Origin of the sequence: Fictibacillus fluitans (assembly GCF_030418125.1) — a bacterium.
In the GTDB taxonomy this organism is placed as follows: domain Bacteria; phylum Bacillota; class Bacilli; order Bacillales; family Fictibacillaceae; genus Fictibacillus_C; species Fictibacillus_C fluitans.
In genome coordinates this window covers 93,839-115,784 of record NZ_JAUHTR010000007.1, presented here as the reverse complement: position 1 = coordinate 115,784, position 21,946 = coordinate 93,839, and the positions used below count along the sequence as shown (strand labels likewise).

Sequence of the window (21,946 nt, the reverse complement as noted above, 5' to 3'; positions counted from 1 at the left end):
AGGGTTTTTTTATTGGCTATAAAATACCGAAATTTTCAAACATCTATATCCGAAGATTTTAAAATAAGCGCTTACAAATACTTGTTATAGTTTTACATAGAGTAGGGCTAAAGAAAAAAACGCTGCCTGTGCTCACGCTATATAAGTCTGGATGTACTGTCACATTCAATGCCAATACTTGATAGGGGGTTTACAAGATTGCAAGGTCTAGTAAAAACGAACAAAGATGCTGCTTTTCAGATGAAGCCGGGAAAGAAAATGGATTCTAGTCTGGTGAGAAGATTGAAGTATGTAAGAAAAAACTACTTTCTATATTTATTAATTGCTCCAGCACTTCTTTTAACCATTGTGTTTAAATATGTTCCAATTTATGGAGCAATCATTGCGTTTAAGGATTTTAACACAATCAAGGGAATTCTGGGCAGTGAGTGGGTTGGTTTTGCCCACTTCACAAAGTTTCTGTCATCACCAAACTTTGGTGTGATTTTTGTCAATACACTAAAGCTCAGTGTATATGGTTTGTTACTCGGTTTTCCAATACCCATAATTCTTGCCCTCATGATCAATCAAGTTCGAAGGGCCGCTGTTAAAAAAAATATCCAGCTTGTCCTGTATGCACCAAACTTCATTTCAGTCGTTGTGATAGTAGGTATGCTGTTTATCTTTTTATCCCCAACGGGACCTATCAACCAACTAGTAATGATGCTGACAGGAGAGCCAATTAGGTTTCTTTCTAACCCTGATTTTTTTCGTACAACCTATATTCTGTCCGGAATTTGGCAAGCGGCAGGTTGGTCATCCATCATTTATGTAGCGGCTTTGGCAAATGTTGACCCTGAATTGCACAATGCAGCCACACTTGATGGCGCAAATATTTTACAAAGAATTATTCATATCGATTTACCGACTATAAAACCTTTGATGGCCGTTACCTTTATATTGAGTGCAGGTGGTATTATGGCAATCGGTTTTGAAAAAGCGTACCTTATGCAGACGTCCATGAATTTGCCAACGTCTGAAATTATTCCTACATATGTTTACAAAGTAGGACTACAATCTGGGAATTATGCTTACTCTACAGCAATCGGCCTTTTTAATTCCGTTATTAATGTTATTTTGCTTGTTCTGGTTAACTCTATTGTCAAGAAATTAAATGAAGGTGAAGGATTATATTAGCGAGTTAGGAGTTTCGATATGAAAATAAAGTATACACGCATGGATCGAATGATATTGGGATTTAATAGTATTTTACTTTGTTTAGCCGTTTTAGTTGTAATAGTTCCACTCGTTTATATCGTACTGGCATCGTTCATTGATCCAACCATTCTATTAAACAAAGGAATTTCTTTTAACTTCTCGGATTGGAGTCTTGAAGGCTATAAGCTGATCCTCGGAAATGAAGCAATGATAAGAGGTTTTTTAAACTCTATTCTTTATTCAGTAGGCTTCTCGGTCGTTACAGTTGTTGTATCGTTATTTGCCGCATTCCCATTATCCATTAACGGATTTGTGGGGAAAAATTTCTTTATGACCCTGTTTATTATTACGATGTTTTTCAGCGGTGGGCTGATTCCCACTTACCTGGTTGTAAAAGATTTAGGAATGTTAAACACCATTTGGGCCATTATTCTTCCTGGGGCCTTGAATGTATGGAATATCATTCTGGCAAAAACTTATTTCAAAGGAATACCCTATGAACTGCATGAAGCAGCGAAAGTTGATGGAGCCTCAGATTTGCTAATTTTCTTTAAAATTGTTCTGCCATTATCCAAGCCCATTATTTTCGTTTTGGCCATGTATGCCTTCGTAGGACAGTGGAATTCCTATTTTGATGCCATGATTTATCTGGATGACCCTAATCTTCATCCACTGCAGCTGATTTTAAGATCGATTTTAATTCAAAACTCAACGGATCCTGGAATGATTAGTGACCAATTGGCGATGGCTGAACTTAAAAAGCTGTCAGAGATGATTAAATACTCTTCCATTGTCATTTCAAGTCTTCCATTGATTCTGATGTACCCCTTCTTTCAGAAATATTTTGAGAAAGGAATCATGGTGGGTTCACTAAAATAATAGTTTTCTTTCATATTTTCATCATTTTAATATTGGGAGGATCATTTTATGAAAAAGGCAAAAAAAATAGCAGTTGTCTCTTTGACAGCATTATTACTGGTTTCTGGATGCAGCAAGAGCAGCAGTGGTGAGGCTGCTTCAAAAGATTATAAGCTTAAAAATGAGTTTCCCAGTTAAAGAAAAAGTAACATTAAACTTTATGACACAAAGCTCTCCATTGGCTCCAAAAGACCCAAATGAAAAGTTAATCTACAAACGCCTAGAAAAAGAAACAAATGTAAACATCAAATGGAAAAACTACACATCAGATGTTTTTGTGGAAAAACGAAATCTTGCTATGTCGAGCGGGGATCTTCCGGATGCAATTCTTGATGCCGCTTATGGAGACTATGACTTATTGAAACTTGCTAAAGACGGTGCAATAGTTCCTGTTGAGGACCTAATTGAAAAACATATGCCTAATCTTAGAAAAGTTCTCAAAGAGGCACCGGAATATAAAGCGATGATGACTGCGCCTGATGGGCATATCTATTCCTTCCCATGGATTGAAGAACTCGGTTCTGGGAAAGAAAGCATCCATTCAGTGGATGATTTTCCGTGGATTAACGTTGAATGGTTAAAAAAATTGGGTCTGAAGATGCCTAAAACAACAGAAGAATTAAAAAAGGTTCTTATTGCCTTTAAAACTAAGGATCCCAATGGAAACGGTAAAGCAGACGAAATTCCATTGGCGTTTATAGGGAAACCAGGTGGAGAAGATTTGGCTTTCCTCTTTGGATCATTTGGTCTTGGAGAGAACTGGGACCATACGGTAGTTCAAAATAATGGAAAAGTTGCTTTTACCTCATCAGATGCCGGTTATAAAGAAGGTATCAAATTTTTACATGAACTGTATAAAGAAGAATTGATTGATGTTGAAGCTTTTGAACAAGATTGGAACACTTATCTTGCAAAAGGAAAAGATAACCGATACGGACTGTATTTCACCTGGGATAAGGCGAATATTACAGGAATGAATAATAAATATGACCTAATGCCGCCACTTGCCGGTCCTGATGGACATGTAAATGTTACAAGAACAAATGGAATGGGCTTCGACCGTGGAAGAATGGTAATAACGAGTGCTAATAAGAACCTTGAACTAACAGCTAAATGGATTGATAAACTATATGATCCTACTCAATCGGTACAGGATAATTGGGGGACCTACGGCGATAAAAAGTTACAAAATATTTTTGAATACGATAAAAGCACTAAGATGTTAAAACATTTGCCTTTAAATGGTTCAGCTCCTGTGGAATTACGACAAAAAACAAGCATTGGCGGACCTTTAGCCATTCTTGATGAGTACTATGGAAAGGTTACGACTAAGCCGGATGATGCAGCATGGAGGCTGAATCTGATGAAGGACGTCATGGTACCGCATATGACTGCAGAAAATATTTATCCAAAGGTATTCTTCTCACTGGATGACCTTGATGCACTTTCCACTATAGAAACGGATCTCTTCGCTTATGTTATTAGAAAACGGGCTGAGTGGATACAGAATGGAAAAGTGGATAAGGACTGGAATAATTATATGAAAGAACTGGATCGGCTTGGATTACAGGAATGGCTGAAAATTAAACAATCAGGTTATGACAGGAATCATAAATAATCCAACGCTAAAGGTAAAATAAGGAGAAGAAGGTCCATGAATAAATTAGTATATGGTGAAAAGTATCGTCCGCAGTTTCATTATTCCCCAAAGGAAAAGTGGATGAATGATCCGAATGGAATGGTCTACTTTAATGACGAGTATCATCTATTTTATCAACATCATCCATTCAATTCTACCTGGGGACCAATGCACTGGGGACATGCGGTAAGTAAAGACCTGATTCATTGGGAGCAAATGCCCATTGCATTGCATCCAGATGAACATGGGGTTATATTTTCAGGCTCTGCAGTAGTTGATTGGAATGATACATCAGGTTTCTTTGAAGGTAAACCAGGCATTGTGGCTATGTATACCAGTGTGGACATTTACCCAGAATCCGAAAGGTCCCGCCAGCGGCAATGCCTGGCCTACAGCAAAGATAACGGAAGAACTTGGACGAAATACAAAAGCAATCCGGTATTAACCGAAGAAACCATCACGGATTATCGGGATCCAAAGGTATTTTGGCACACTGAAACTAAAAAATGGGTAATGGTTCTTGCTACAGGGCAAACCGTCACTCTTTACACATCCTCGAATTTGAAAGATTGGAACTTTGCCAGCGAATTTGGACACAATGACGGATCTCACCATGGTGTATGGGAATGTCCCGATCTTTTTGAATTACGGCTAGATGATAATGAATTGAATAAGAAATGGGTAATGCTCGTAAGCATTGGTGACAATCCAGATTATGAACAAGGCTCAAGAACACAATATTTTATAGGACACTTTGATGGAACCACATTTTACAATGAAAACCCCGAGGAAACCATCCTATGGCTTGATCATGGCAGAGATAATTATGCAGGTGTGAGCTGGTCGGATCTCCCTAAAGAGGGGGGCAGAAGGATCTATATCGGCTGGATGAGTAACTGGCGCTATGCCAATTTGGTGCCAACAGAAGAATGGCGCAGCGCGATGACAATACCACGAGAACTTTCCCTCGTTTCAACTGATTCAGGTACTCGCTTGGCTCAAAATGTTGTAGCAGAATTCGATTCTATTCGAAAACGTTCTTTTACCTCTAAAGAGTTTTTAATAACGGCTGATGAAAATACGGCTTTTGATATGCTGAGTCCCCTTATAGAAATGGGAATTGAGTTTGAGAATTGTGATGCAACATCTTTTGGCCTTATGTTTAATAATGATGATAATGAGAGTATTGTAATTCAGTATGATGTAGAGAAAGAGAAGTTGTCAGTGGACAGGACGGCAGCGGGAGACAAAAGTTTTTCTGAATCATTTGCTGCTGTTCAAGAGTGTCCTTTAAAACTAGGTAAAGGAAAAATCAGCCTGCACATCTTAAGGGATACCTCTTCGATTGAAGTATTTGCAAATAGAGGAACAATTGCTTTTACAAGCTTGCTTTTCCCAAACAGTCCTCATGAGAGAATTGTTCTCTTCTCAAATAACGGCAGTACGCAAGTTAACTCTGTAAAGCTAACTGAACTGGATTCCATTTGGCATAAAAGTAAGAAGTAAAAAGGAAACCACTAGAGCTAAAAAGTGAAATGATGAAGCTGCCGCATTCTAGGCAGCTTTTTTAAATAGTAGGTTTATTACATAGAACGAACTATAAATATAGTGAATTTTTTTGGAAATGCGAAACCTTTTCGTTTTTTGTCCGTTTATATGTATGAAGCGCGCTTGAAGTATTATGAAAAAGAAACATGTTTTTCCAAATAAGGAGTGTAAATATGCTATAATTGTTCCATAAAATGGTTAAAAGAGGGAGGATCTAAAGAGGTTATTTAGAAAAAGGAGGGTGTGTAATGGAGCTCATGGGGTATCCAATGGAGACCGTTTACCTGACAGGACTTATTATTTTCGGATGTATTACCTTTTTGTATGTATTAGTCAGTGATTTGATTCACGGGGCATTTGATGTCTTTTCCCATATCCTGAATCCGACGCTCCTGCTTTCCTTTTTCACCTTGTGGAGCGCTGGAGGATACATTTTGGAAATGCTGACCCCGCTCGGCAGCTGGCTCATAATGGGTGTGGCTGCAGGCGCCTCCTTTGTTCTTGTAACGCTGCTGAATATCTTTGTCCTGATTCCCCTTGCCTCTGCAGAAGCGTCTTTAAATTACTCAGAAGCGGACCTTCGTGGCAGGATTGGGAAGGTTATCACTTCTATCCCGACCAATGGGTTTGGAGAGGTATTTATTGAGGGAATCAGCGGCAATATTGCCAAAACAGCGGTCAGCCTGAATAATGAGCCGATCGGTCAGGGAGAGAAAATTCTGATTGTGGATGTTAAAACCGGTGTTGTTCATGTATTGCCATATGAACAGGCCGCCATGCTGTAATCAACTAAACAGGGGGAAACAAAATGACACCTATTTTCATTGTCGCAGGTATTGCGGTATTTATCATCATTGCCTTATTAGCCGTTTTTATCACCAAGTATAAGACAGCCGGCCCGGATGAAGCACTGATCGTTACAGGGAGCTTTCTCGGAAGCAGAAACGTAAACATTGATGAATCAGGAAATAAAATAAAGATTGTCAGAGGCGGAGGAACCTTTGTATTTCCGGTCTTTCAGCAGTCCGAACCGCTGAGCCTGCTTTCGAGCAAACTTGAAGTGCAAACTCCAGAAGTATACACCGAACAGGGAGTTCCTGTGACGGCCGACGGAACGGCCATTATTAAGATTGGCAGTTCAATTGGAGAAATCGCTACAGCTGCAGAACAGTTCCTCGGAAAAACGAAACAAGACCGCGAGCTTGAAGCAAGAGAAGTACTGGAAGGACATCTCCGTTCCATTCTTGGCTCCATGACCGTAGAGGAAATCTATAAAAACCGTGATAAGTTTTCTCAGGAAGTACAGCGGATTGCTTCACAGGATCTGGCGAAAATGGGTCTTATCATCGTTTCCTTCACCATTAAGGATGTAAGAGATAAAAACGGATACCTGGAAGCACTCGGTAAACCGAGAATTGCCCAGGTGAAGCGTGATGCTGATATTGCAACAGCAGAAGCGGAGAAAGAAACCCGCATTAAGCGGGCAGAAGCCAATAAAGAAGCACAAAAGTCAGAGCTTGAGCGGGCAACAGAAGTGGCGGAAGCTGAAAAAATCAACCAGCTGAAAATCGCTGAATACCGCAGAGAGCAGGATATTGCCAAAGCCAAGGCGGACCAGGCTTACCATCTGGAAGAAGCACGCGCCAAGCAGGAAGTTACAGAACAGCAGATGCAGATCAAGATTATTGAGCGGCAGAAGCAAATTGAATTGGAAGAAAAAGAGATTGCGAGACGTGAAAAGCAATATGATTCTGAAGTAAAGAAAAAGGCGGATGCCGACCGTTACTCCGTCGAGCAAGCGGCAGAGGCGGAAAAACGCAAGCAAGTGGCTGAAGCAGATGCCCACAAATACAGGGTAGAGGCCATGGCTTCAGCAGAAGCCGAAAAAGTGAGGCTTGAAGGGCTTTCCAAAGCAGAAGCAGAACGTGCAAAAGGGGAAACCGAAGCCGAGGTTATCCGTCTGAAAGGATTGGCTGAAGCGGAGGCTAAAGAGAAGATTGCCGAAGCCTTTGAAATGTTTGGTCAGGCGGCTATTCTTGATATGATTGTCACCATGCTTCCGGCTTATGCGAAGGAAATCGCAAGCCCGCTTTCGAACATTGATAAAATTACCGTAGTGGATACCGGCGGAAGCGGAGAGAATGGAGGAGCGAATAAGGTGACTGGATATGCAACCAACCTTATGGCTTCACTTCAGGAAACGCTGAAGGCCTCATCCGGAATTGATATGAAGGAACTGATTGAGAACTTTTCAGGCAAAGGAAATATACGGCAAAGCATTGACGGGCTAAGGTACGACATGGCGAAGAAAAGCAAAGAGCCTGGATCCGTAGACCGCAGCGAAGATCCAGTGCCGGTGGAGTAGTAGGTAATAAAAGAGGATAACCTGGTAATTCAGGTTATCCTTTTTTTATAGATAATGGATGGTTGCTTTGGAAACTTGCAGGGTATCTTCATTGACAAGTTGATTGGAGTGCAAGGTGTGAGACTCCGGCGGGACAGGCGTGACAGGTGAGACACATAGGCGCTTGCCCCTGTGGGGCTCAGCGCACGCCCCGCGGAAAGCGAGCATCCTGGAACGGAAATCAACTACTCACAAGACCACCGAAGAATCTTCTTTAAAAAAATCCTAAAGGTATCCCACCAAAAGCTGAAGGTCTTCGAGAATCATTTTTCCGCCGTATCCAATAAACAGCAAGCCAAACAGCAGATCCAAGATCGATTGGAAACGGGCGACCTGCTGCCGGATGCGCTGCATGCCGATTACAGGAAGAATGGACAGGTACCAGCATGAATTTCCGGAAAGAAAAATAAGGGCACTGCTAAACGGATGGGAGGCAAGCTGCTGGGCAGTAACAAACTGAGGGAAAATACTTAAAAAGAAGAGGCTGACCTTTGGATTAAGGAGGTTGCTCCAAAATCCGCGCTGATACGCCAGCAGAGCGGAAAGGGCAATGCTCGTAATGCTTGAAGGATCATTTGCAGGCGAGATTCTCCTGAACAGGTTGTGAGCGCCCAAATAAATTAAATAGGAAGCCCCCGCCATTCGGATTAACAAGTATAATAGAGCTGATTCCTTTAAGATGACTGACAATCCGAGAACTGCCAAGGTAAGATGGAGAATGAAGCTGGTACGATTTCCAAGGAATGTGGCGTATCCCATGCGTGTTCCGTGGCTGAGCGTATGTTTTGTCATCAGCAGAAAGTCAGGGCCGGGAGAAGCGGCAAGTGCCAGTCCGAGCAAAAACAGAATCAGCATAATTGGCCTCCAAGTATCGTAAGCTTGTATACTCTCACTATATGTTCGTCCATAGCATTTCAGACACAGAAGGAACAATCAGGCAGACGGGAAGTGAAACAATGAAATTATTCCATTATCATTTTTGGACTAATCGGGTTGAGGAAACAGAAAATTACTATCGAAAACTGGGATTCACTGTTGCAGCACGGTATGCAATGGAAAAGGGCACGGTTACCCCGTACCATCCACCGCTGGAATGGAAAGACTTTCGGGAGAACGCCCTCATCTTTCGGATCATTGAAGTCAGAAGAGGAAAGGTGAATATCACATTTGGGGCAGGCAAGAAACCAATCTTTGACCATATCGGGTATCTTGTAAATGAGGAAGAGCTTGCCCAGATATGCAACCGGGCGGACGTTATGGGATGGAAAGCAGAGACCGGGGCGCGCAGAACGTTTATTTTTACGCCATACCGTTTCAAGATTGAGCTTCAAACAAGAAAAGATACGGTGAGTGACGAGAACATTTCTATTTCCCATATGATGATTAAAAGTCCTCATACTTCGATAAAAAGAGATCTCGAAAGACTTTTTCACCGTAACGTGGACGAGCTCCTTATTGAAGAAGGAGAACAGCTTCAACTGCAGGAAGTGTTGATAAATGGCGTGGAGGACAGCAGCAAAGACCCGAACAAGGTAATTGTTACCGGCTGCTAAAACAAGAGCAGGAGACCTTTATTTTAGGGCCTCCTGCTTTTTTCTTCTATTATAATACGGAAAGTTTTAATTCCTTAAGGCCGTATACAAACGTACTTTCAATCGGCTCCAGGGAAAAACCGGAGCTTCTTTCAAATCGCGGATAACGTTTGATCCATTCGGCCATGGCAATTTCGGCTTCCAGCCTTGCAAGAGGTGCACCGAGGCAAAAGTGAATGCCCTTGCCGAACGCGAGGTGCGGATTTGGCTTTCTGCGAATATTAAATTCATGGGCATTCTCAAACTGCTGTTCATCCCGGTTTGCTGCGCCCATCCAGGCAACGACAATATTACCTGCTTTAATCTCGGCGCCATTCAAAACCGTATCTTCTTTGGCAACACGGCTCATGGATTGTACAGGTGAACGGTACCGAAGCACTTCTTCAACGGTAAGCGGAAGAGTTCCGGCAGGATCTTTCAAAATTTCTTCATAAATCTCAGGGAATTCTGTAAAGCAATAATAGGCATTGCTGATCAGGTTTGTTGTCGTTTCATTTCCGGCAACCAAAAGGAGGATGCAAAAACCGATGATCTCATCTTCTGTAAGCGTGGTTCCCTGCATTTCTGCCTGGATGAGAACAGAGATAATATCCTCACCTGGCTGTTGTCTTTTCATGGCAATAATTTCTTTAAAATATACATAAAGCTCATAATATGTTCTTTGTTGATTTTCTTCCAGCTTTTTAAGGGCTTCGGGACTGTTGTCCGTTGGTCCGGCAACCACCCAATCGGACCAGTCTTTAAATTTATCCTGATCTTTGATCGGTACACCCAGTATCTCTGCAATCACCATGACAGGAAGCGGATAGGAATACTGCTTGACCAAATCGATTTCTGAAGGATCCTGTATTTCGTCCAGCAGCTGGTTTGCGATCCGCTCGATCCTGGGCCGCCAGTCTTTCATGACTCTCGGGGTAAATGCCTTGTTAACAAGGGAACGCATCTGGGTGTGCTTTGGCGGATCAATGCTGATCAAGCTAAGCTCAATAGGGGAAGCCTGCTCGCCTTCCTGCCTTCTTGAACGGTTGGAAGAAAATAAATCCTTGTTTTCAAGGACATTCTTTACACTTTGATAGTCAAAAGCATCCCATGCTCCCCGCTTTTCATCCCAACGCACAGGACTTTCCTTCCGCATTTTTTCATACCAGGAAAACGGTTCATAACGTTCTTCTTTGGTCGAAATTTCTGATACCTGCCGAAATGCTGTTTGAATGGAATTATCCATGGTGGCTTCCCTCCAATTTTTGGTGGTTACACTTTAAAGAATACGTGCAATTGCCAAAAAGTACAAAGAATATCCCTCTAAATCTTTTACTATTTCAAATATTCAGGAATTATAATTAGTTTTACTTATGGAAGTAAGTAGCTTTTTAGTAATTTTCACAAAGTAGCGAGTTGCATATGATAAAGAAGAAGGGAGAGGATTTCATGGATATTAAAGCGAAGGTTCAAGAACAATTCGGCAGGAATGCGGACAGCTACATTACCAGCCCGATCCACGCAAAGGGAAAGGATCTTGAACTCATGGTGATGCTTTCGAATGCCGCGCCACAAGACCGCCTGCTTGATATTGCTACAGGGGGAGGCCATACGGCAAACGCGTTTTACCCGCATGTGAAAGAAGTAACCGCTCTTGATCTTACAAGTGAAATTCTTGCAGCGGCCAAGCGATTTATCAATGAACAAGGCCGGACCAATGTGTCGTTTGTACAGGGCGATGCTGAAAACCTGCCATTCGAAAAAGAATCGTTCGATTTGGTGACCTGCCGGATCGCTCCTCATCATTTTCCTGAAGTGAAAGCTTTTGTGTCAGAAGCATTCCGCGTGTTGGTGCCGGGTGGAAGATTTCTGCTCATCGATAATACAGCTCCGGAAACCCTTGAATACGATCGATTTTATAATCATGTTGAAAAAAAGAGAGATCCCAGCCATTACCGTGCCTGGAGAAAGTCAGAGTGGCTGCAGCTTCTTGAAGAAATAGGTTTCAACTTTGAACAAATGCATGCCTTTAAAAAGGATTTTGCGTTCGACAGCTGGTGCAGCCGGATGCAGCTGAATCTGAAAGATAAAGAAGAGTTAGAGAAGGACATGCTATCGGCTCCTGAACATGTAAAAGAGTATTTTAGGATCAAGGAAAAAGAAGGACAGGTTCAGGCGTTTACCGGGGATGCTGTGTTCATTAAAGCAACAAAGTAAGGAGAAAGAAAAATGGGAATTAATTTTCACGATCCATCACTTACATCTTCTTATGCTTCGAGAACCGCATCCGATGAATGGAAAACAATCATTAGCCCCTACATCGCACATTCTGGGTGCAATGTGGTAGATATCGGCTGCGGCGGGGGGATATATACAAAAGCTTTGCTTGAGCTTGGCGCCAACCATGTGACTGCACTGGATTTTTCTGAAACCATGCTGGCTGCTGCAAAAGAAAACAGTTCAGCTTATAAGAACCGCATCCGTTTTAAAAAAGGCGAAGCCTCCTGTACTGGTCTGCCTTCTTCGACAGTTGATATTGTTCTTGAACGGGCAGTAATTCATCACTTGGACCATTTAGATACGCCATTTGCAGAAGCCTTTCGGTTATTAAAATCCGGAGGAACCTTCATCGTTCAGGACAGGACTCCTGAAGATTGCCTGCTGCCCGGGTCTCCTGAACATATACGGGGATACTTTTTTGAAAAAGAACCCGGCCTTATTCGTCAGGAAATAAAGAGGCGGTTCTCAAGCGATCATGTTCAGTCAGCATTAATAGAAGCAGGCTTTTCCGATATAAAAGAAATAAAGCTGTGGGAAACAAGAAAGAAATTTACTTCTTTTCAGGAATTGGCCCTGGACCTTAAAAGCCGTACAGGCCGTTCAATTTTGTTTGAGTTGAATAATGAAAGGCTTAAAGAGCTTATACGTTTCATTGAAGGTAAACTAAAAAATGAAAAGCATATAATTGAACGCGACCGCTGGACTCTTTGGTTTGCCACTCATTCCTGACTTCAAAAAACGCCAATTTCCGGGGAAATAAAATGGCAAAGAACTTGTAATCAAATTGTAAACGAAGGATTTTTAAGGAATTTGCTGGTTTTTGCTGCAGGAACGGGTATTGTTAACTACGTTAATGAGTTTGAGCGGAACTGCACAAAAAGGAGGTATAGACCTTGGAAATTCGCAAAGCCCTCCCCGGAGATGAAGAGGCTATCGCATTTGTTCACGTAGACAGCTGGCGAACGACATATAAAGGAGTGGTCGATGAGGAATATTTGCAGAAAATGTCCGTGGAGGACAGAAAGGCAATGTGGAAAGGAATTATAGAAAAACCATTGCCTGAAAATCAATTGTACGTTGCCTGTATCAACCAGGAAATTATTGGATTTTGTTCAGGAGGAGCTAATCGTACGGGACGTTTCCTATATGATGGTGAGATTTATGCCATTTATATTTTACAGGAATATCAGCGGCGCTCGATTGGAAGCAGGCTGATTCGGAAGCTGGCGCAAGGTTTTCTGGATTCGGGCTACCATACAATGCTTGTATGGGTTCTTCAGGATAATCCTTGTAAGGTGGCCTGTGAAAGATTGGGCGGCATTTTATTGGGAGAAGAAAAGATACAGATTGGAGATCAAGAGCTGGTGGAGGAGGCCATCGGTTTTGACCTTGCAAGGGTGCTGAATTTATAATTCATTTCTTCTTTGCAGTTTATAACGAATGAAGATACGCTCCATCAGTATGATTAATTGGGTTTCATATTCTTTCCTTTCTTCTGCATTCACGGCACTGTTTATTTTCTTCTTAAGCAGTTTTACTTTTTCTTTTTCCTCTGGTGTTAATTGATGGGAAAGGATCATACTATCCTCCTCCTGACAGGGTGGTGTAGAAATACTTTACCATGGAAATTGGCAGTTAATCTACAAAGGTGTGAGATTATATAACATGAAAAACCCGGTGAAGATCTTGAACCTCCATCCGGGCTTTTTATTCTTGGTTGTTCTTGAAAGCAGTTGATTTCCGTTTCAGGTCGCTCGCTTTCCGCAGGGCGGGCGCTGAGCCCATCAGGCGCAAGCGCCTTCTTGGTCTCACCTGTCCCGCATCTCCTGCTGGAGTCTCGCACCTTTCACTGCAACCAACTTGTCAAAGAAGCTAAAAATGTACTAACAACCAATCTTAAAATACAACTATTCTTTTACGCTGATAATGATCTTTCCTTTGGCATGATGGGATTCGCTTAATTCATGCGCAGCCCTGACGCCATCTTGTGTCAGTGGGAAGGTTTCCCCCACAAATGGCTTGATCTTTCCTGCTTCGATCAGTTTGCCGATTTCAGCAAGCTCTTCACCGTCAGGATCGAGGAAGACAAAGCCTGCAGTTACCGAATGATTCGTTGCTTCTTTTTGAACTGGTGGACTGACAATCGAAACAAGTACACCGCCGGGTTTGATTACTTTATAGCTGCTTTTCTGTACATCGCCGCCAATCGTATCAAAAACGATGTCTACCGATTCAATGGCTTCGGTAAAATCCTGCGTTTTATAATTGATAAATTCATCTGCACCAGATTCTTTGATAATGCTCTCGGAGTCCTCACTTCCCGTAGAAATCACATAAGCTCCTTTGGTCTTGGCAAGCTGAATCGCAAAGCTTCCAACGCCTCCGCCTCCTGCATGAACCAGGACCCTTTGCCCTTCTTTAATTTTAGCGAAGTCCACCAGGCACTGCCACGCGGTTAAACCTACAAGCGGTATTGATGCCGCTTCTTCAAATGTGAGATTCTTCGGTTTAAATGCTACAAGTTCTTCATCTGCTGCCAGCAGTTCTGCATACGTGCCATCCCGTTCCGTTGCGGGTCTCGTAAAGACCTCGTCCCCCGGCTTGAACTTTGTAACGGCTGAACCCGTTTCTTTTACTACGCCAGCGGCATCCCATCCAAGAATGACAGGAAACGAGAAACGCAGATTATCCTTTAAATAGCCTTCACGGATTTTCCAGTCCACCGGATTAACCGATGTGGCATGCACCTCAATGAGAACATCCCTTGGACCTGGCTTCGGATCATATACCTTCTTCTCAACCAGCTGCTCACGTCCGCCGTATTCATTAATAATAATCGCTTTCATTTTCTCACCTCTTCTATAATAACTGTATCTCAAAGAGGTTTCCCTTATTGTGCCGTGTTAAATCAGAAAAGTGGTTGACAGTTTTACCAATGCATTATATAGTGATTTACAATCGCACGAGATTAGTTGAGAAGAGTAGAGAAGCTTTAGAAAACATTTACAGATTAAGAGCAGAGCCGAGCTGAGATTAGCGGTTATGGTTGCTAGTCTTCGTCTCTCATCAAGAAGGGATGATTATATTGATTCAACCATCATTGAAAGAAGTGAAACAATTGGCAGGAACGTACAATTTGATTCCTGTAAGCATCGAATTATTTGCTGATGTACATACAGTGATTGAGCTGTATCAAACCTATTATCAGGAAGATTACTCATTTTTGCTTGAAAGTGTGGAAGGCGGACAGCAATGGGCCCGGTATTCCTATATCGGAAAGAATCCATTCATGGTTGTCTCCTGCAAAAAAGGGCAGACCCACGTAAAGAAAAAAGATCAGGATGAAACGTTTTCCGGACATCCGATCGAAATCCTTAAATCTCTCCTCAACCAATATAAAAGTCCCGCGCACAAAAATTTGCCTCAGTTCACAGGTGGAGCTGTCGGCTATTTTGGCTATGATATTCTCCAGTATTTCGAAAAAATTCCGCCTCACAAGAAAGATATTCTCAACACCGATGATATGAAATTTCTGTTTGTCGATGAACTGATTGTCTTTGATCATTTGAAGCAATCCATCAACATTGTCTGCAACCTTCATGTACCTGAAAATTATACCGAAGAACAAATAGAAGAACTGTATGAAGGAGCACGGTTATCGATCGAAGCAACTATGAAGCAGCTTGAGCAAAATGTAAAGCAGCCAGTGCCGTCTTTTCGCTATCTTCCTCAGCAGGAGGTTGATATCAGCGGTGTAAAATCCAACCTTACCAAATCAGAATTTTGTTCGATGGTAGACCGGGCCAAAGAATATATTACAGCCGGAGATATATTTCAGGTTGTTCTTTCCCAATGTTTTGAGAGTGAGACGAAAGCTGATCCTCTGACGGTTTACCGCGTACTAAGGATTGTAAATCCATCCGCCTACATGTATCTGCTTAAGCTTCCGGATGAAATTATAGTCGGTTCGTCCCCGGAATTGCTTGTAAAAGTTGAAGGGCAGCGGGTGAGAACCCGCCCGATTGCCGGAACACGGCCCCGCGGCAAGGACATGGACGAAGACCAGGCTTTAGCAGAGGAACTGCTCGCTGATGAAAAGGAAGTGGCCGAGCACCTCATGCTTGTTGATTTGGGAAGGAACGATATTGGCAGGGTATCGGAATACGGAAGTGTGGAAGTTACCTCTTTTATGGAGATTGAACGTTATTCGCATGTGATGCACATTGTGTCTGATGTCACAGGTCTGCTCAAGGAAGATAAAGACTTCTTTGATGCCCTGATTTCATGCCTGCCGGCCGGCACATTGTCCGGCGCACCGAAAATAAGGGCGATGCAGATTATCGCGGAACTGGAAACGCAGGCCAGGGGAACCTATGCCGGAGCGATCGGCTACCTTTCTTTTTCAGGCAACATGGACTCCTGCATTACGATCCGTACCATCCTTTTTAAAAATGATAAAGCTTATATTCAGGCAGGAGCAGGCATCGTTGCCGATTCCGTTCCGGAGAATGAGTATGACGAAACGTTCAATAAAGCGAAAGCGCTGCTGAAAGCCATACAAGTGGCTGAAGCGATGGAGCTTTACGCATAAAAAAAGAGCCGTCCGGCTCTTTTTTTATTTGAGTGTTTTTTGAATGTATTTAATGGTTTTGCGAAGGTCCTCGGCAGACGGCCGGCCAAATGGGCCCGTCTGTACGCTTAAATAGACAATTCTTTTTTGCGGATCAATTAGAAAGGCTGCCGGTTCTCCATGTGATTCATGATCATCATAGTATACGCCGTCATGGTAGTACACGCCATAGGAATTGATTACCTCTCTGTCCTTGTCGCTTAAAACAGGGAAAGAAAGGGAACTGTCTTCTTTCAGCTTTGCCAGATTTTCTTTTTCATCTGTGGATATTGAGACGATATGAGTATTTAATTCGCTAAAGATATCCTTATGCTCCTCCAGATCCTGAAGCTGTTCCTTGCACACCGGGCACCATTCGCCCCGGAAGAAAATCAGCAGGTGAAAGCGGTCATCCTGGTTTAAGTGGTCATAAAATTGAAAGGTATCTCCTTCAGCGGTGACCGCTGAAAAATCGGGAGCCTGGTCTCCAAGCTGGAATTTCGTCATGTATATTCCTCCTTTTGATTACGATTTATGTATTCCTTCTCCTCAAAATGCTAAACGTCAGAATTTGCTGTAATAAAAAAAGGGAACTTTCACCATCATATACACTATAGGAGTGTGATGGTAATGGATCTTTTAAGAGAATTAACCGAAACAAACGGGGCACCAGGATTTGAACACCCGATCCGCAGCATTATGAAAAGGGAAATTGATAAAACAGGTGCGGCGCTTGTATATGACCATATGGGAAGCATTTTTGGCCAAAAGAAGGGCTCAGCCGCTGGTCCGAAAATTATGCTGGCCGGCCATATGGATGAAGTCGCATTTATGATCAGTGAAGTCACAAAAGACGGATACCTGAGATTTGTGCCGCTTGGCGGCTGGTGGGATCAGGTCATTCTTTCCCAGCGCGTGCACATTGTTACGGATAAGAAAACCTTTACTGGAGTTGTAGGCTCCAAACCGCCGCATATTCTTACGGCTGAAGAACGAAAAAAAGTCGTTCCCATGCGCGAAATGTTCATTGATATTGGAGCGAACAGCGCAGACCAAGTAAAAGAATGGGGAATCCGTGTAGGTGACCCGATTATGCCAATCTGTCCGTTTGAACTGTTGCCCGATAATGACACCATTCTTGCAAAAGCACTGGATAATAGGGCAGGCTGTTATTTGGCGCTGGAAGTGTTAAAACAGCTGAAGGACAGCGAGCATCCAAACAGCATTTATTGCGGAGCTACCGTCCAGGAGGAAGTTGGCCTCAGAGGTGCGGCAACGGCTCCTTATGCCGTTGAGCCTGATCTAGCCATCGCAATGGACGTAGGAATTGCCCAGGATGGACCAGGTGATAATTCCAATAAGGCAAAGCTAGGAGCTGGCCCGCTTATAACGTTCCTTGATTCTTCCATGGTTCCGCATGTACCGCTTCGAAACATGGTGATGGATGTTGCGGAGAAGAATAATATACCTTATCAGGTGGATGTTATGCTTGGAGGTGGAACCGATGCCGGTAGATTCCATCTGTTTAAAAAGGGTGTTCCCTCGATTGTCATTGGTGTCGCTTCACGTTATATCCACAGCCATGTTTCCATGGTTTCAAAAAGCGATCTTGAAAACACCGTGAAGCTTCTGGTTGCCTTTTTGAAAGAGATGGACGAATCCAAAATGAAGTCCTTAATAGATTTTTAGAAAAAATAAGCTACAATAGAGAGAAAAGGTGTTCTTACAGGACGCCTTTTATTTTTTAAACCGTTAAAAGGGAGAATTTAATGAATACTACATTTTTATTTATTGGCGCTGGCCGCATGGCAGAGTCAATGATTAAAGGATTGCAATCAGCGAAAGGGCAAAACCTTTCGATTATAGCGGCCAATCAGGGCAATAAGGAAAGGCTGCAGTATTTGTTTTCCAAGTATGCCGTAGAAACAACTACCGATTGGCTGCATCAAGTGAAAGAAAGCTCTGTCATTGTACTGGCTATGCCTCCTGAAGCACATGAAGCTGTGCTGGAGAAGCTGTCCACCGTGGTCGATGGCCAGCTTGTGGTATCCGTTGCGGCAGGCATTGGCCTTAGAAGGCTCGAAAATCCACTTCCGCCAGGAACTCCAGTGGCGTGGGTGATGCCCAATACAGCAGCCGAAGCAGGTGAATCCATTTCATTGTATACGTATGCTGATACCTTAAATGAAAATCAGATTCATCTTTTGGAGCTTCTGTTAAACAGCATAGGAAGTTCCGAGTATTGCACGGAAGAACAAATTCATAAGATGACGGCGGTTACAGGAAGTGCGCCTGCGTTTTTGTATGAGTTTGCTTCTGCTCTGATTCATGCTGCGGCGGGCTATGGCATCTCGGAAGCCCAGGCCAGAAAGCTGGTCTCCCAAATGATATATGGTTCAGCGGTAATGCTCCAAAGCGGAGTGTCTCCCATTGATTTAAGAAACGCTGTTACCACTCCCGGCGGAGCGACAGCAGCAGGACTGGATATATTAAATCAGGCAGATTTCGTAAAATTGATTGAAAACGCGATAAAGGCGACGAATGAGAAGGCTGCGGAGCTTGGCGGGAAACAGGAAAACAACGAGGATTAAACCTGCGGGTAAAATAGGTGATGTTGATGAGCAACAGCGTTTTAGCATGGATTGAGCATTATGAATATGCAGGTATTTTCCTGGCGCTGGCCCTTGGCCTAATCGGCCTTCCTGTTCCTGACGAAGTGCTGCTGACGTTTTCCGGCTACCTTGTCTTCAAGGGGGATATTCATTTTACCCTGGCTCTGCTGTCTGCGTTTCTTGGCGCCATGTCAGGCATTTCGCTCAGTTACTTGTTCGGCTATAAGCTCGGATTGCCGTTTCTTGAAAAATTCGGCCCGAAAATCGGTATTCCCGGAGAGAAAATAGCAAAAACGCAGTCTTATTTCCAAAGGTATGGCAGTGTAATGATTCTGTTCGGCTATTTTATACCGGGAATCCGGCATGTTTCCGCATATCTGGCTGGCTTTTCCGCCATGAGCTTCAAAAAATTTGCTGTTTATGCCTATTCAGGCGGTATCATATGGAGCTTCACCTTCATCATGGTCGGGAAAATGCTTGGTCCTGACTGGAGAATCGTAGAGCAATACTTCCATCACCTCGGGAAATATGTCTTGCTGGCAGTTGTAGCAGCAGGATCGCTTGCCTGGATTATATATAAAGTGGTGTATAAACGGAGACAACGATAAAGAAGGAACATAGTTGGCATGAGGAGGTATTCCTTTTACTTTAGACCACCCCTGAGCCAGTGATAGCAGCCCATCATGCTGAGGATGCACGCCTTCGCAATAATGAATAAATAAGCCAATAAAAAAGAGCTGTATCTCCTCTTGTTAGACAGTATCTAACGATTGGATGTGCAGCTCTTTCATTTTATAACTTGGGCTTCACCCATAGCCGGGAAAGACCGGACTGAAACAGACGGAGAAAGAAAAGGGTACCGTAATAAACAGCAAACACAACCGCCAGTACAATGATGATTGATATATGGTCCTCATAATGGGTTTTGTGCATTAATTCGCATAACCCGATGGTGAATGCTCCCGAAGCCAAAAAAATGAAATAGTCCATAAGCTTCGGCTTGAATCGAACCTCTTCAACAATGGTGTGATAATGCAAAATGGAAAGAAGCACACCGCTGAAATTGACTGCAATAATGACGCCATGTATTCCGAAGGTTGATTGGGAAGCAAACGAAACGATGAGCAGGATAGAAAGGATATTAACCCAGATCGTTTGTGAAAACACATCCCTGGCGCGCCCCAGGCCAAACAAAATAGCCTGAAGCGGCGAAAGCAGATAATGAAACAGGATAAAGGGAGACAATAGCATAAGAAACTGGCCTGCCTGCGGTGAATGATAAAAAAGGACAGTCAGTTCGTCTGCAAAAAAATACATCACAATGGAACAGGGGATTCCATAAAGCAGGGTAATATGAAAGGCCTGGTGAATCCGTTGATGCAAGGCTTGATCGTCCTGTTTGGAACGTGCTTCCGAAATGGAAGGCACGAGCGAAACATACAGTGAATACCCGATAAAACCGGGGAAATACCCAATGGTCATGGCAAAAGCCGTAAGCATTCCGTATTGCTTGGTGGCGACGGAGGCGGTAATGCCGGCAAAGAGTAAACTTTGGGTGATCAATATCGGGTTTACGGCGGCAGTGAGTGCATTCAGAATTCGAACACCGGTGGTCGGCAGGCTGACCTGGAATAATTTTTTTAATATACTTCTGCTGGATACCGGAGCTGCTTTATCGGCTGCTGTTTTTCCTGACGTTCGCTCCCCGAGCAAAAAGGAAGCTGAAAAGAAAAACAGGGAGACCAGTTCTCCGGCCCCAAGGCCAAGCACGGCTGCAACCACCCGGTATTCCAGGGGCAAATCCTTCATGTATTGAAGCACATAAAAAATAAAACTCAAGTGAGCCGTTTTTTCCAGGAGCTGAGCTATGGCGATGGGTTTCATTTTCTGAAGGCCGCTGAAGTATCCCTTCAGAATGGAGCTGGTCCCAATCACGGGAACAACCGGAATCAAAGCCAGCAGCGGATATCCCAGCCGGATATCGATGTTTTTCCACTTTAACAAAAGCAGGGTAATGACGGCACTTACAGCCACAAGAAGCAGGCTGAGACCCATGATAACGAAAAACGATACTTTTACAATTTGCATTCTGGCTCTGTCATTCTGATGAGCCTCTTCCTCGGCCAGTACTTTTGAGAGAGCGGTAGGAAATTCAAGGGCAGCAATTGTGATCAGCAAGCCAATGACAGGAAGCGCCATCATGTAAAAACCCATGCCCTCACTGCCGAGTGACCGTGCAAGAAGAATGCTGACAACAAATTCAACAACCTTGGTATAGAGCATTGCCAATGATAAGATAAGTGTTCCTTTTAAAAATGTGCCCATGACTTCACCCTTTGTCCTATTCATTTCTTTATCATTTATATGAGAGGGGATGAAAAAAAGAAGACCCTTAATTGTCGAATTTCCAGACACATTTCAACAGAAAAATTAAAAAATTGTAAAAAAACGATACAAAATTGTATATTTTCGGTAAAATAAAGTTATATCCTAAACTAGTTGGTGTTGTATGGAAATCATTTTGCAAAACGTGTTTCATCATTACGGATACTTTGCATTGTTTTTTCTTCTTGCCCTTGGAGTTGTCGGGCTGCCCATACCCGATGAATTCCTGCTCACCTTTGCCGGCTATATTGTGTATACCGGGGAGGTTTCTTTTACACTTACGCTGCTCGCCGCCTTTTTGGGCTCGGCAACAGGCATAACGATTAATTACTGGCTGGGCAGAAGTTTCGGTCTGCCTCTGCTTCTTAAATACGGACCGAAGCTGCATTTAACGAAACAGCGAATTCATACGTCTCAAACCTATTTTCAGCGATTCGGAAAGCCGTTGATTATGTTCGGCTACTTTATCCCGGGGATCAGGCATCTGACCGCCTATTTTGCCGGAATGTCTTCGCTTTCCTACCGGGCCTTTGCGTTGTATGCTTACATCGGTGCATTCATCTGGAGTCTGCTGTTTATCGTGATTGGAAGAATTGTAGGCTCAAAGTGGTACCTGGTTACGTCATTCGTACATAAAGCAAGCTTTGGCGGATTGGCCCTTTTAATCATTGTGGCTGGCATAACCTATTATTCATTCAAAACAAGGGGAAGAAAGTCAGAGAGATATGACATTTCCAAATGGTAAAAAAACAGGAAACACTGTGCACAGTGTTTCCTGTTTTT

At 43.1% G+C, this 21,946-nt stretch carries 20 protein-coding genes and 1 pseudogene; 15 read left to right on the top strand and 6 right to left on the bottom strand.

Going from position 1 to position 21,946, the window contains the following annotated elements; translation table 11 throughout:
- The first annotated feature begins 240 nt into the window (after window positions 1-240).
- The 6 genes and pseudogenes from QYB97_RS14215 to floT all read left to right on the top strand — a co-directional run bounded on the left by QYB97_RS14215 (window position 241) and on the right by floT (window position 7,667).
- On the top strand, window positions 241-1,176 hold the full coding sequence (locus QYB97_RS14215) for an ABC transporter permease (protein WP_301166800.1): 936 nt from the start codon (window positions 241-243) through the stop codon (window positions 1,174-1,176).
- 18 nt (window positions 1,177-1,194) lie between these two features.
- Window positions 1,195-2,076, top strand: a complete 882-nt coding sequence (locus tag QYB97_RS14210; protein ID WP_301166666.1) for a carbohydrate ABC transporter permease — start codon at window positions 1,195-1,197, stop codon at window positions 2,074-2,076.
- A gap of 48 nt (window positions 2,077-2,124) precedes the next feature.
- Window positions 2,125-3,733 (top strand): annotated as a pseudogene (locus QYB97_RS14205) (ABC transporter substrate-binding protein).
- A gap of 36 nt (window positions 3,734-3,769) precedes the next feature.
- Complete coding sequence (locus QYB97_RS14200) at window positions 3,770-5,260, top strand: glycoside hydrolase family 32 protein (RefSeq protein WP_301166665.1); 1,491 nt, start codon at window positions 3,770-3,772, stop codon at window positions 5,258-5,260.
- Window positions 5,261-5,550: 290 nt separating this feature from the next.
- Window positions 5,551-6,087: an NfeD family protein gene (locus QYB97_RS14195; protein WP_301166664.1), complete on the top strand. Its 537-nt coding sequence runs from the start codon at window positions 5,551-5,553 to the stop codon at window positions 6,085-6,087.
- Window positions 6,088-6,110: 23 nt separating this feature from the next.
- Window positions 6,111-7,667 (top strand): flotillin lipid rafts scaffold protein FloT, encoded by a 1,557-nt coding sequence (gene floT / locus QYB97_RS14190; RefSeq protein WP_301166663.1) that lies wholly within the window; start codon window positions 6,111-6,113, stop codon window positions 7,665-7,667.
- 264 nt (window positions 7,668-7,931) lie between these two features.
- Here floT and QYB97_RS14185 read toward each other — a convergent pair whose 3' ends face one another.
- On the bottom strand, window positions 7,932-8,561 hold the full coding sequence (locus QYB97_RS14185; protein ID WP_301166662.1) for a LysE family translocator: 630 nt from the start codon (window positions 8,559-8,561) through the stop codon (window positions 7,932-7,934).
- A 101-nt stretch (window positions 8,562-8,662) separates the two neighbouring features.
- On the opposite strand from QYB97_RS14185, the gene QYB97_RS14180 reads away from it, so the two are divergent.
- Window positions 8,663-9,259, top strand: a complete 597-nt coding sequence (locus tag QYB97_RS14180) for a hypothetical protein (protein WP_301166661.1) — start codon at window positions 8,663-8,665, stop codon at window positions 9,257-9,259.
- Window positions 9,260-9,308: 49 nt separating this feature from the next.
- Here the strand turns inward: QYB97_RS14180 and QYB97_RS14175 are convergent, their stop codons facing one another.
- Window positions 9,309-10,523: a cytochrome P450 gene (locus tag QYB97_RS14175; protein WP_301166660.1), complete on the bottom strand. Its 1,215-nt coding sequence runs from the start codon at window positions 10,521-10,523 to the stop codon at window positions 9,309-9,311.
- A 203-nt stretch (window positions 10,524-10,726) separates the two neighbouring features.
- Between QYB97_RS14175 and QYB97_RS14170 the strand changes: the two genes are divergently transcribed.
- The 3 genes from QYB97_RS14170 (at window position 10,727) to QYB97_RS14160 (ending at window position 12,969) form a co-directional block, all read left to right on the top strand.
- Window positions 10,727-11,494 (top strand): class I SAM-dependent methyltransferase, encoded by a 768-nt coding sequence (locus QYB97_RS14170; protein WP_301166659.1) that lies wholly within the window; start codon window positions 10,727-10,729, stop codon window positions 11,492-11,494.
- A gap of 12 nt (window positions 11,495-11,506) precedes the next feature.
- Window positions 11,507-12,286 carry a class I SAM-dependent methyltransferase gene (locus QYB97_RS14165; RefSeq protein ID WP_301166658.1) on the top strand — a complete coding sequence of 260 codons (780 nt, stop codon included), beginning with the start codon at window positions 11,507-11,509 and terminating at the stop codon, window positions 12,284-12,286.
- Between the two features lie 164 nt (window positions 12,287-12,450).
- Window positions 12,451-12,969 (top strand): GNAT family N-acetyltransferase, encoded by a 519-nt coding sequence (locus tag QYB97_RS14160; RefSeq protein ID WP_301166657.1) that lies wholly within the window; start codon window positions 12,451-12,453, stop codon window positions 12,967-12,969.
- Here QYB97_RS14160 and QYB97_RS14155 read toward each other — a convergent pair.
- Window positions 12,964-13,137, bottom strand: a complete 174-nt coding sequence (locus QYB97_RS14155; RefSeq protein WP_301166656.1) for a hypothetical protein — start codon at window positions 13,135-13,137, stop codon at window positions 12,964-12,966. The two genes, QYB97_RS14160 and QYB97_RS14155, sit on opposite strands and share 6 nt — an antisense overlap.
- 327 nt (window positions 13,138-13,464) lie before the next feature.
- A complete protein-coding gene (locus tag QYB97_RS14150; protein ID WP_301166655.1) occupies window positions 13,465-14,403 on the bottom strand; it encodes an NADP-dependent oxidoreductase in 939 nt (312 codons plus the stop codon).
- Window positions 14,404-14,642: 239 nt separating this feature from the next.
- Between QYB97_RS14150 and trpE the strand changes: the two genes are divergently transcribed.
- A complete protein-coding gene (gene trpE / locus QYB97_RS14145; protein WP_301166654.1) occupies window positions 14,643-16,148 on the top strand; it encodes an anthranilate synthase component I in 1,506 nt (501 codons plus the stop codon).
- A gap of 24 nt (window positions 16,149-16,172) precedes the next feature.
- Here trpE and QYB97_RS14140 read toward each other — a convergent pair whose 3' ends face one another.
- Complete coding sequence (locus QYB97_RS14140; protein WP_301166653.1) at window positions 16,173-16,673, bottom strand: peroxiredoxin family protein; 501 nt, start codon at window positions 16,671-16,673, stop codon at window positions 16,173-16,175.
- Between the two features lie 123 nt (window positions 16,674-16,796).
- Here QYB97_RS14140 and QYB97_RS14135 point away from each other — a divergent pair, with 123 nt between their 5' ends.
- From QYB97_RS14135 to QYB97_RS14125, 3 genes are all read left to right on the top strand, one after another.
- Window positions 16,797-17,855, top strand: coding sequence for a M42 family metallopeptidase (locus tag QYB97_RS14135; protein ID WP_301166652.1), 1,059 nt, complete (start codon window positions 16,797-16,799; stop codon window positions 17,853-17,855).
- 80 nt (window positions 17,856-17,935) lie between these two features.
- On the top strand, window positions 17,936-18,757 hold the full coding sequence (gene proC, locus QYB97_RS14130) for a pyrroline-5-carboxylate reductase (protein ID WP_301166651.1): 822 nt from the start codon (window positions 17,936-17,938) through the stop codon (window positions 18,755-18,757).
- A 26-nt stretch (window positions 18,758-18,783) separates the two neighbouring features.
- Window positions 18,784-19,386 (top strand): DedA family protein, encoded by a 603-nt coding sequence (locus tag QYB97_RS14125; RefSeq protein ID WP_301166650.1) that lies wholly within the window; start codon window positions 18,784-18,786, stop codon window positions 19,384-19,386.
- 184 nt (window positions 19,387-19,570) lie between these two features.
- On the opposite strand, the gene spoVB is transcribed toward QYB97_RS14125, so the two are convergent.
- Window positions 19,571-21,103, bottom strand: coding sequence for a stage V sporulation protein B (gene spoVB / locus QYB97_RS14120; RefSeq protein ID WP_301166649.1), 1,533 nt, complete (start codon window positions 21,101-21,103; stop codon window positions 19,571-19,573).
- Window positions 21,104-21,287: 184 nt separating this feature from the next.
- Here spoVB and QYB97_RS14115 point away from each other — a divergent pair, with 184 nt between their 5' ends.
- Entirely contained in the window at window positions 21,288-21,908 is a 621-nt protein-coding gene (locus QYB97_RS14115; protein WP_301166648.1) for a DedA family protein, read from the top strand.
- Window positions 21,909-21,946 lie beyond the last annotated feature (38 nt).

Coding starts and splice junctions, on each gene's coding strand:
- QYB97_RS14140 (WP_301166653.1), bottom strand. CDS start 16,673: ATGACGAAATTCCAGCTTGGAGACCAGGCTCCCGATTTTTCAGCGGTC.
- QYB97_RS14195 (WP_301166664.1), top strand. CDS start 5,551: ATGGAGCTCATGGGGTATCCAATGGAGACCGTTTACCTGACAGGACTT.
- QYB97_RS14165 (WP_301166658.1), top strand. CDS start 11,507: ATGGGAATTAATTTTCACGATCCATCACTTACATCTTCTTATGCTTCG.
- QYB97_RS14210 (WP_301166666.1), top strand. CDS start 1,195: ATGAAAATAAAGTATACACGCATGGATCGAATGATATTGGGATTTAAT.
- QYB97_RS14180 (WP_301166661.1), top strand. CDS start 8,663: ATGAAATTATTCCATTATCATTTTTGGACTAATCGGGTTGAGGAAACA.
- QYB97_RS14215 (WP_301166800.1), top strand. CDS start 241: ATGAAGCCGGGAAAGAAAATGGATTCTAGTCTGGTGAGAAGATTGAAG.
- QYB97_RS14175 (WP_301166660.1), bottom strand. CDS start 10,523: ATGGATAATTCCATTCAAACAGCATTTCGGCAGGTATCAGAAATTTCG.
- QYB97_RS14115 (WP_301166648.1), top strand. CDS start 21,288: ATGGAAATCATTTTGCAAAACGTGTTTCATCATTACGGATACTTTGCA.
- QYB97_RS14150 (WP_301166655.1), bottom strand. CDS start 14,403: ATGAAAGCGATTATTATTAATGAATACGGCGGACGTGAGCAGCTGGTT.
- proC (WP_301166651.1), top strand. CDS start 17,936: ATGAATACTACATTTTTATTTATTGGCGCTGGCCGCATGGCAGAGTCA.
- spoVB (WP_301166649.1), bottom strand. CDS start 21,103: ATGGGCACATTTTTAAAAGGAACACTTATCTTATCATTGGCAATGCTC.
- QYB97_RS14185 (WP_301166662.1), bottom strand. CDS start 8,561: ATGCTGATTCTGTTTTTGCTCGGACTGGCACTTGCCGCTTCTCCCGGC.
- QYB97_RS14125 (WP_301166650.1), top strand. CDS start 18,784: ATGAGCAACAGCGTTTTAGCATGGATTGAGCATTATGAATATGCAGGT.
- QYB97_RS14155 (WP_301166656.1), bottom strand. CDS start 13,137: ATGATCCTTTCCCATCAATTAACACCAGAGGAAAAAGAAAAAGTAAAA.
- floT (WP_301166663.1), top strand. CDS start 6,111: ATGACACCTATTTTCATTGTCGCAGGTATTGCGGTATTTATCATCATT.
- QYB97_RS14200 (WP_301166665.1), top strand. CDS start 3,770: ATGAATAAATTAGTATATGGTGAAAAGTATCGTCCGCAGTTTCATTAT.
- QYB97_RS14135 (WP_301166652.1), top strand. CDS start 16,797: ATGGATCTTTTAAGAGAATTAACCGAAACAAACGGGGCACCAGGATTT.
- QYB97_RS14170 (WP_301166659.1), top strand. CDS start 10,727: ATGGATATTAAAGCGAAGGTTCAAGAACAATTCGGCAGGAATGCGGAC.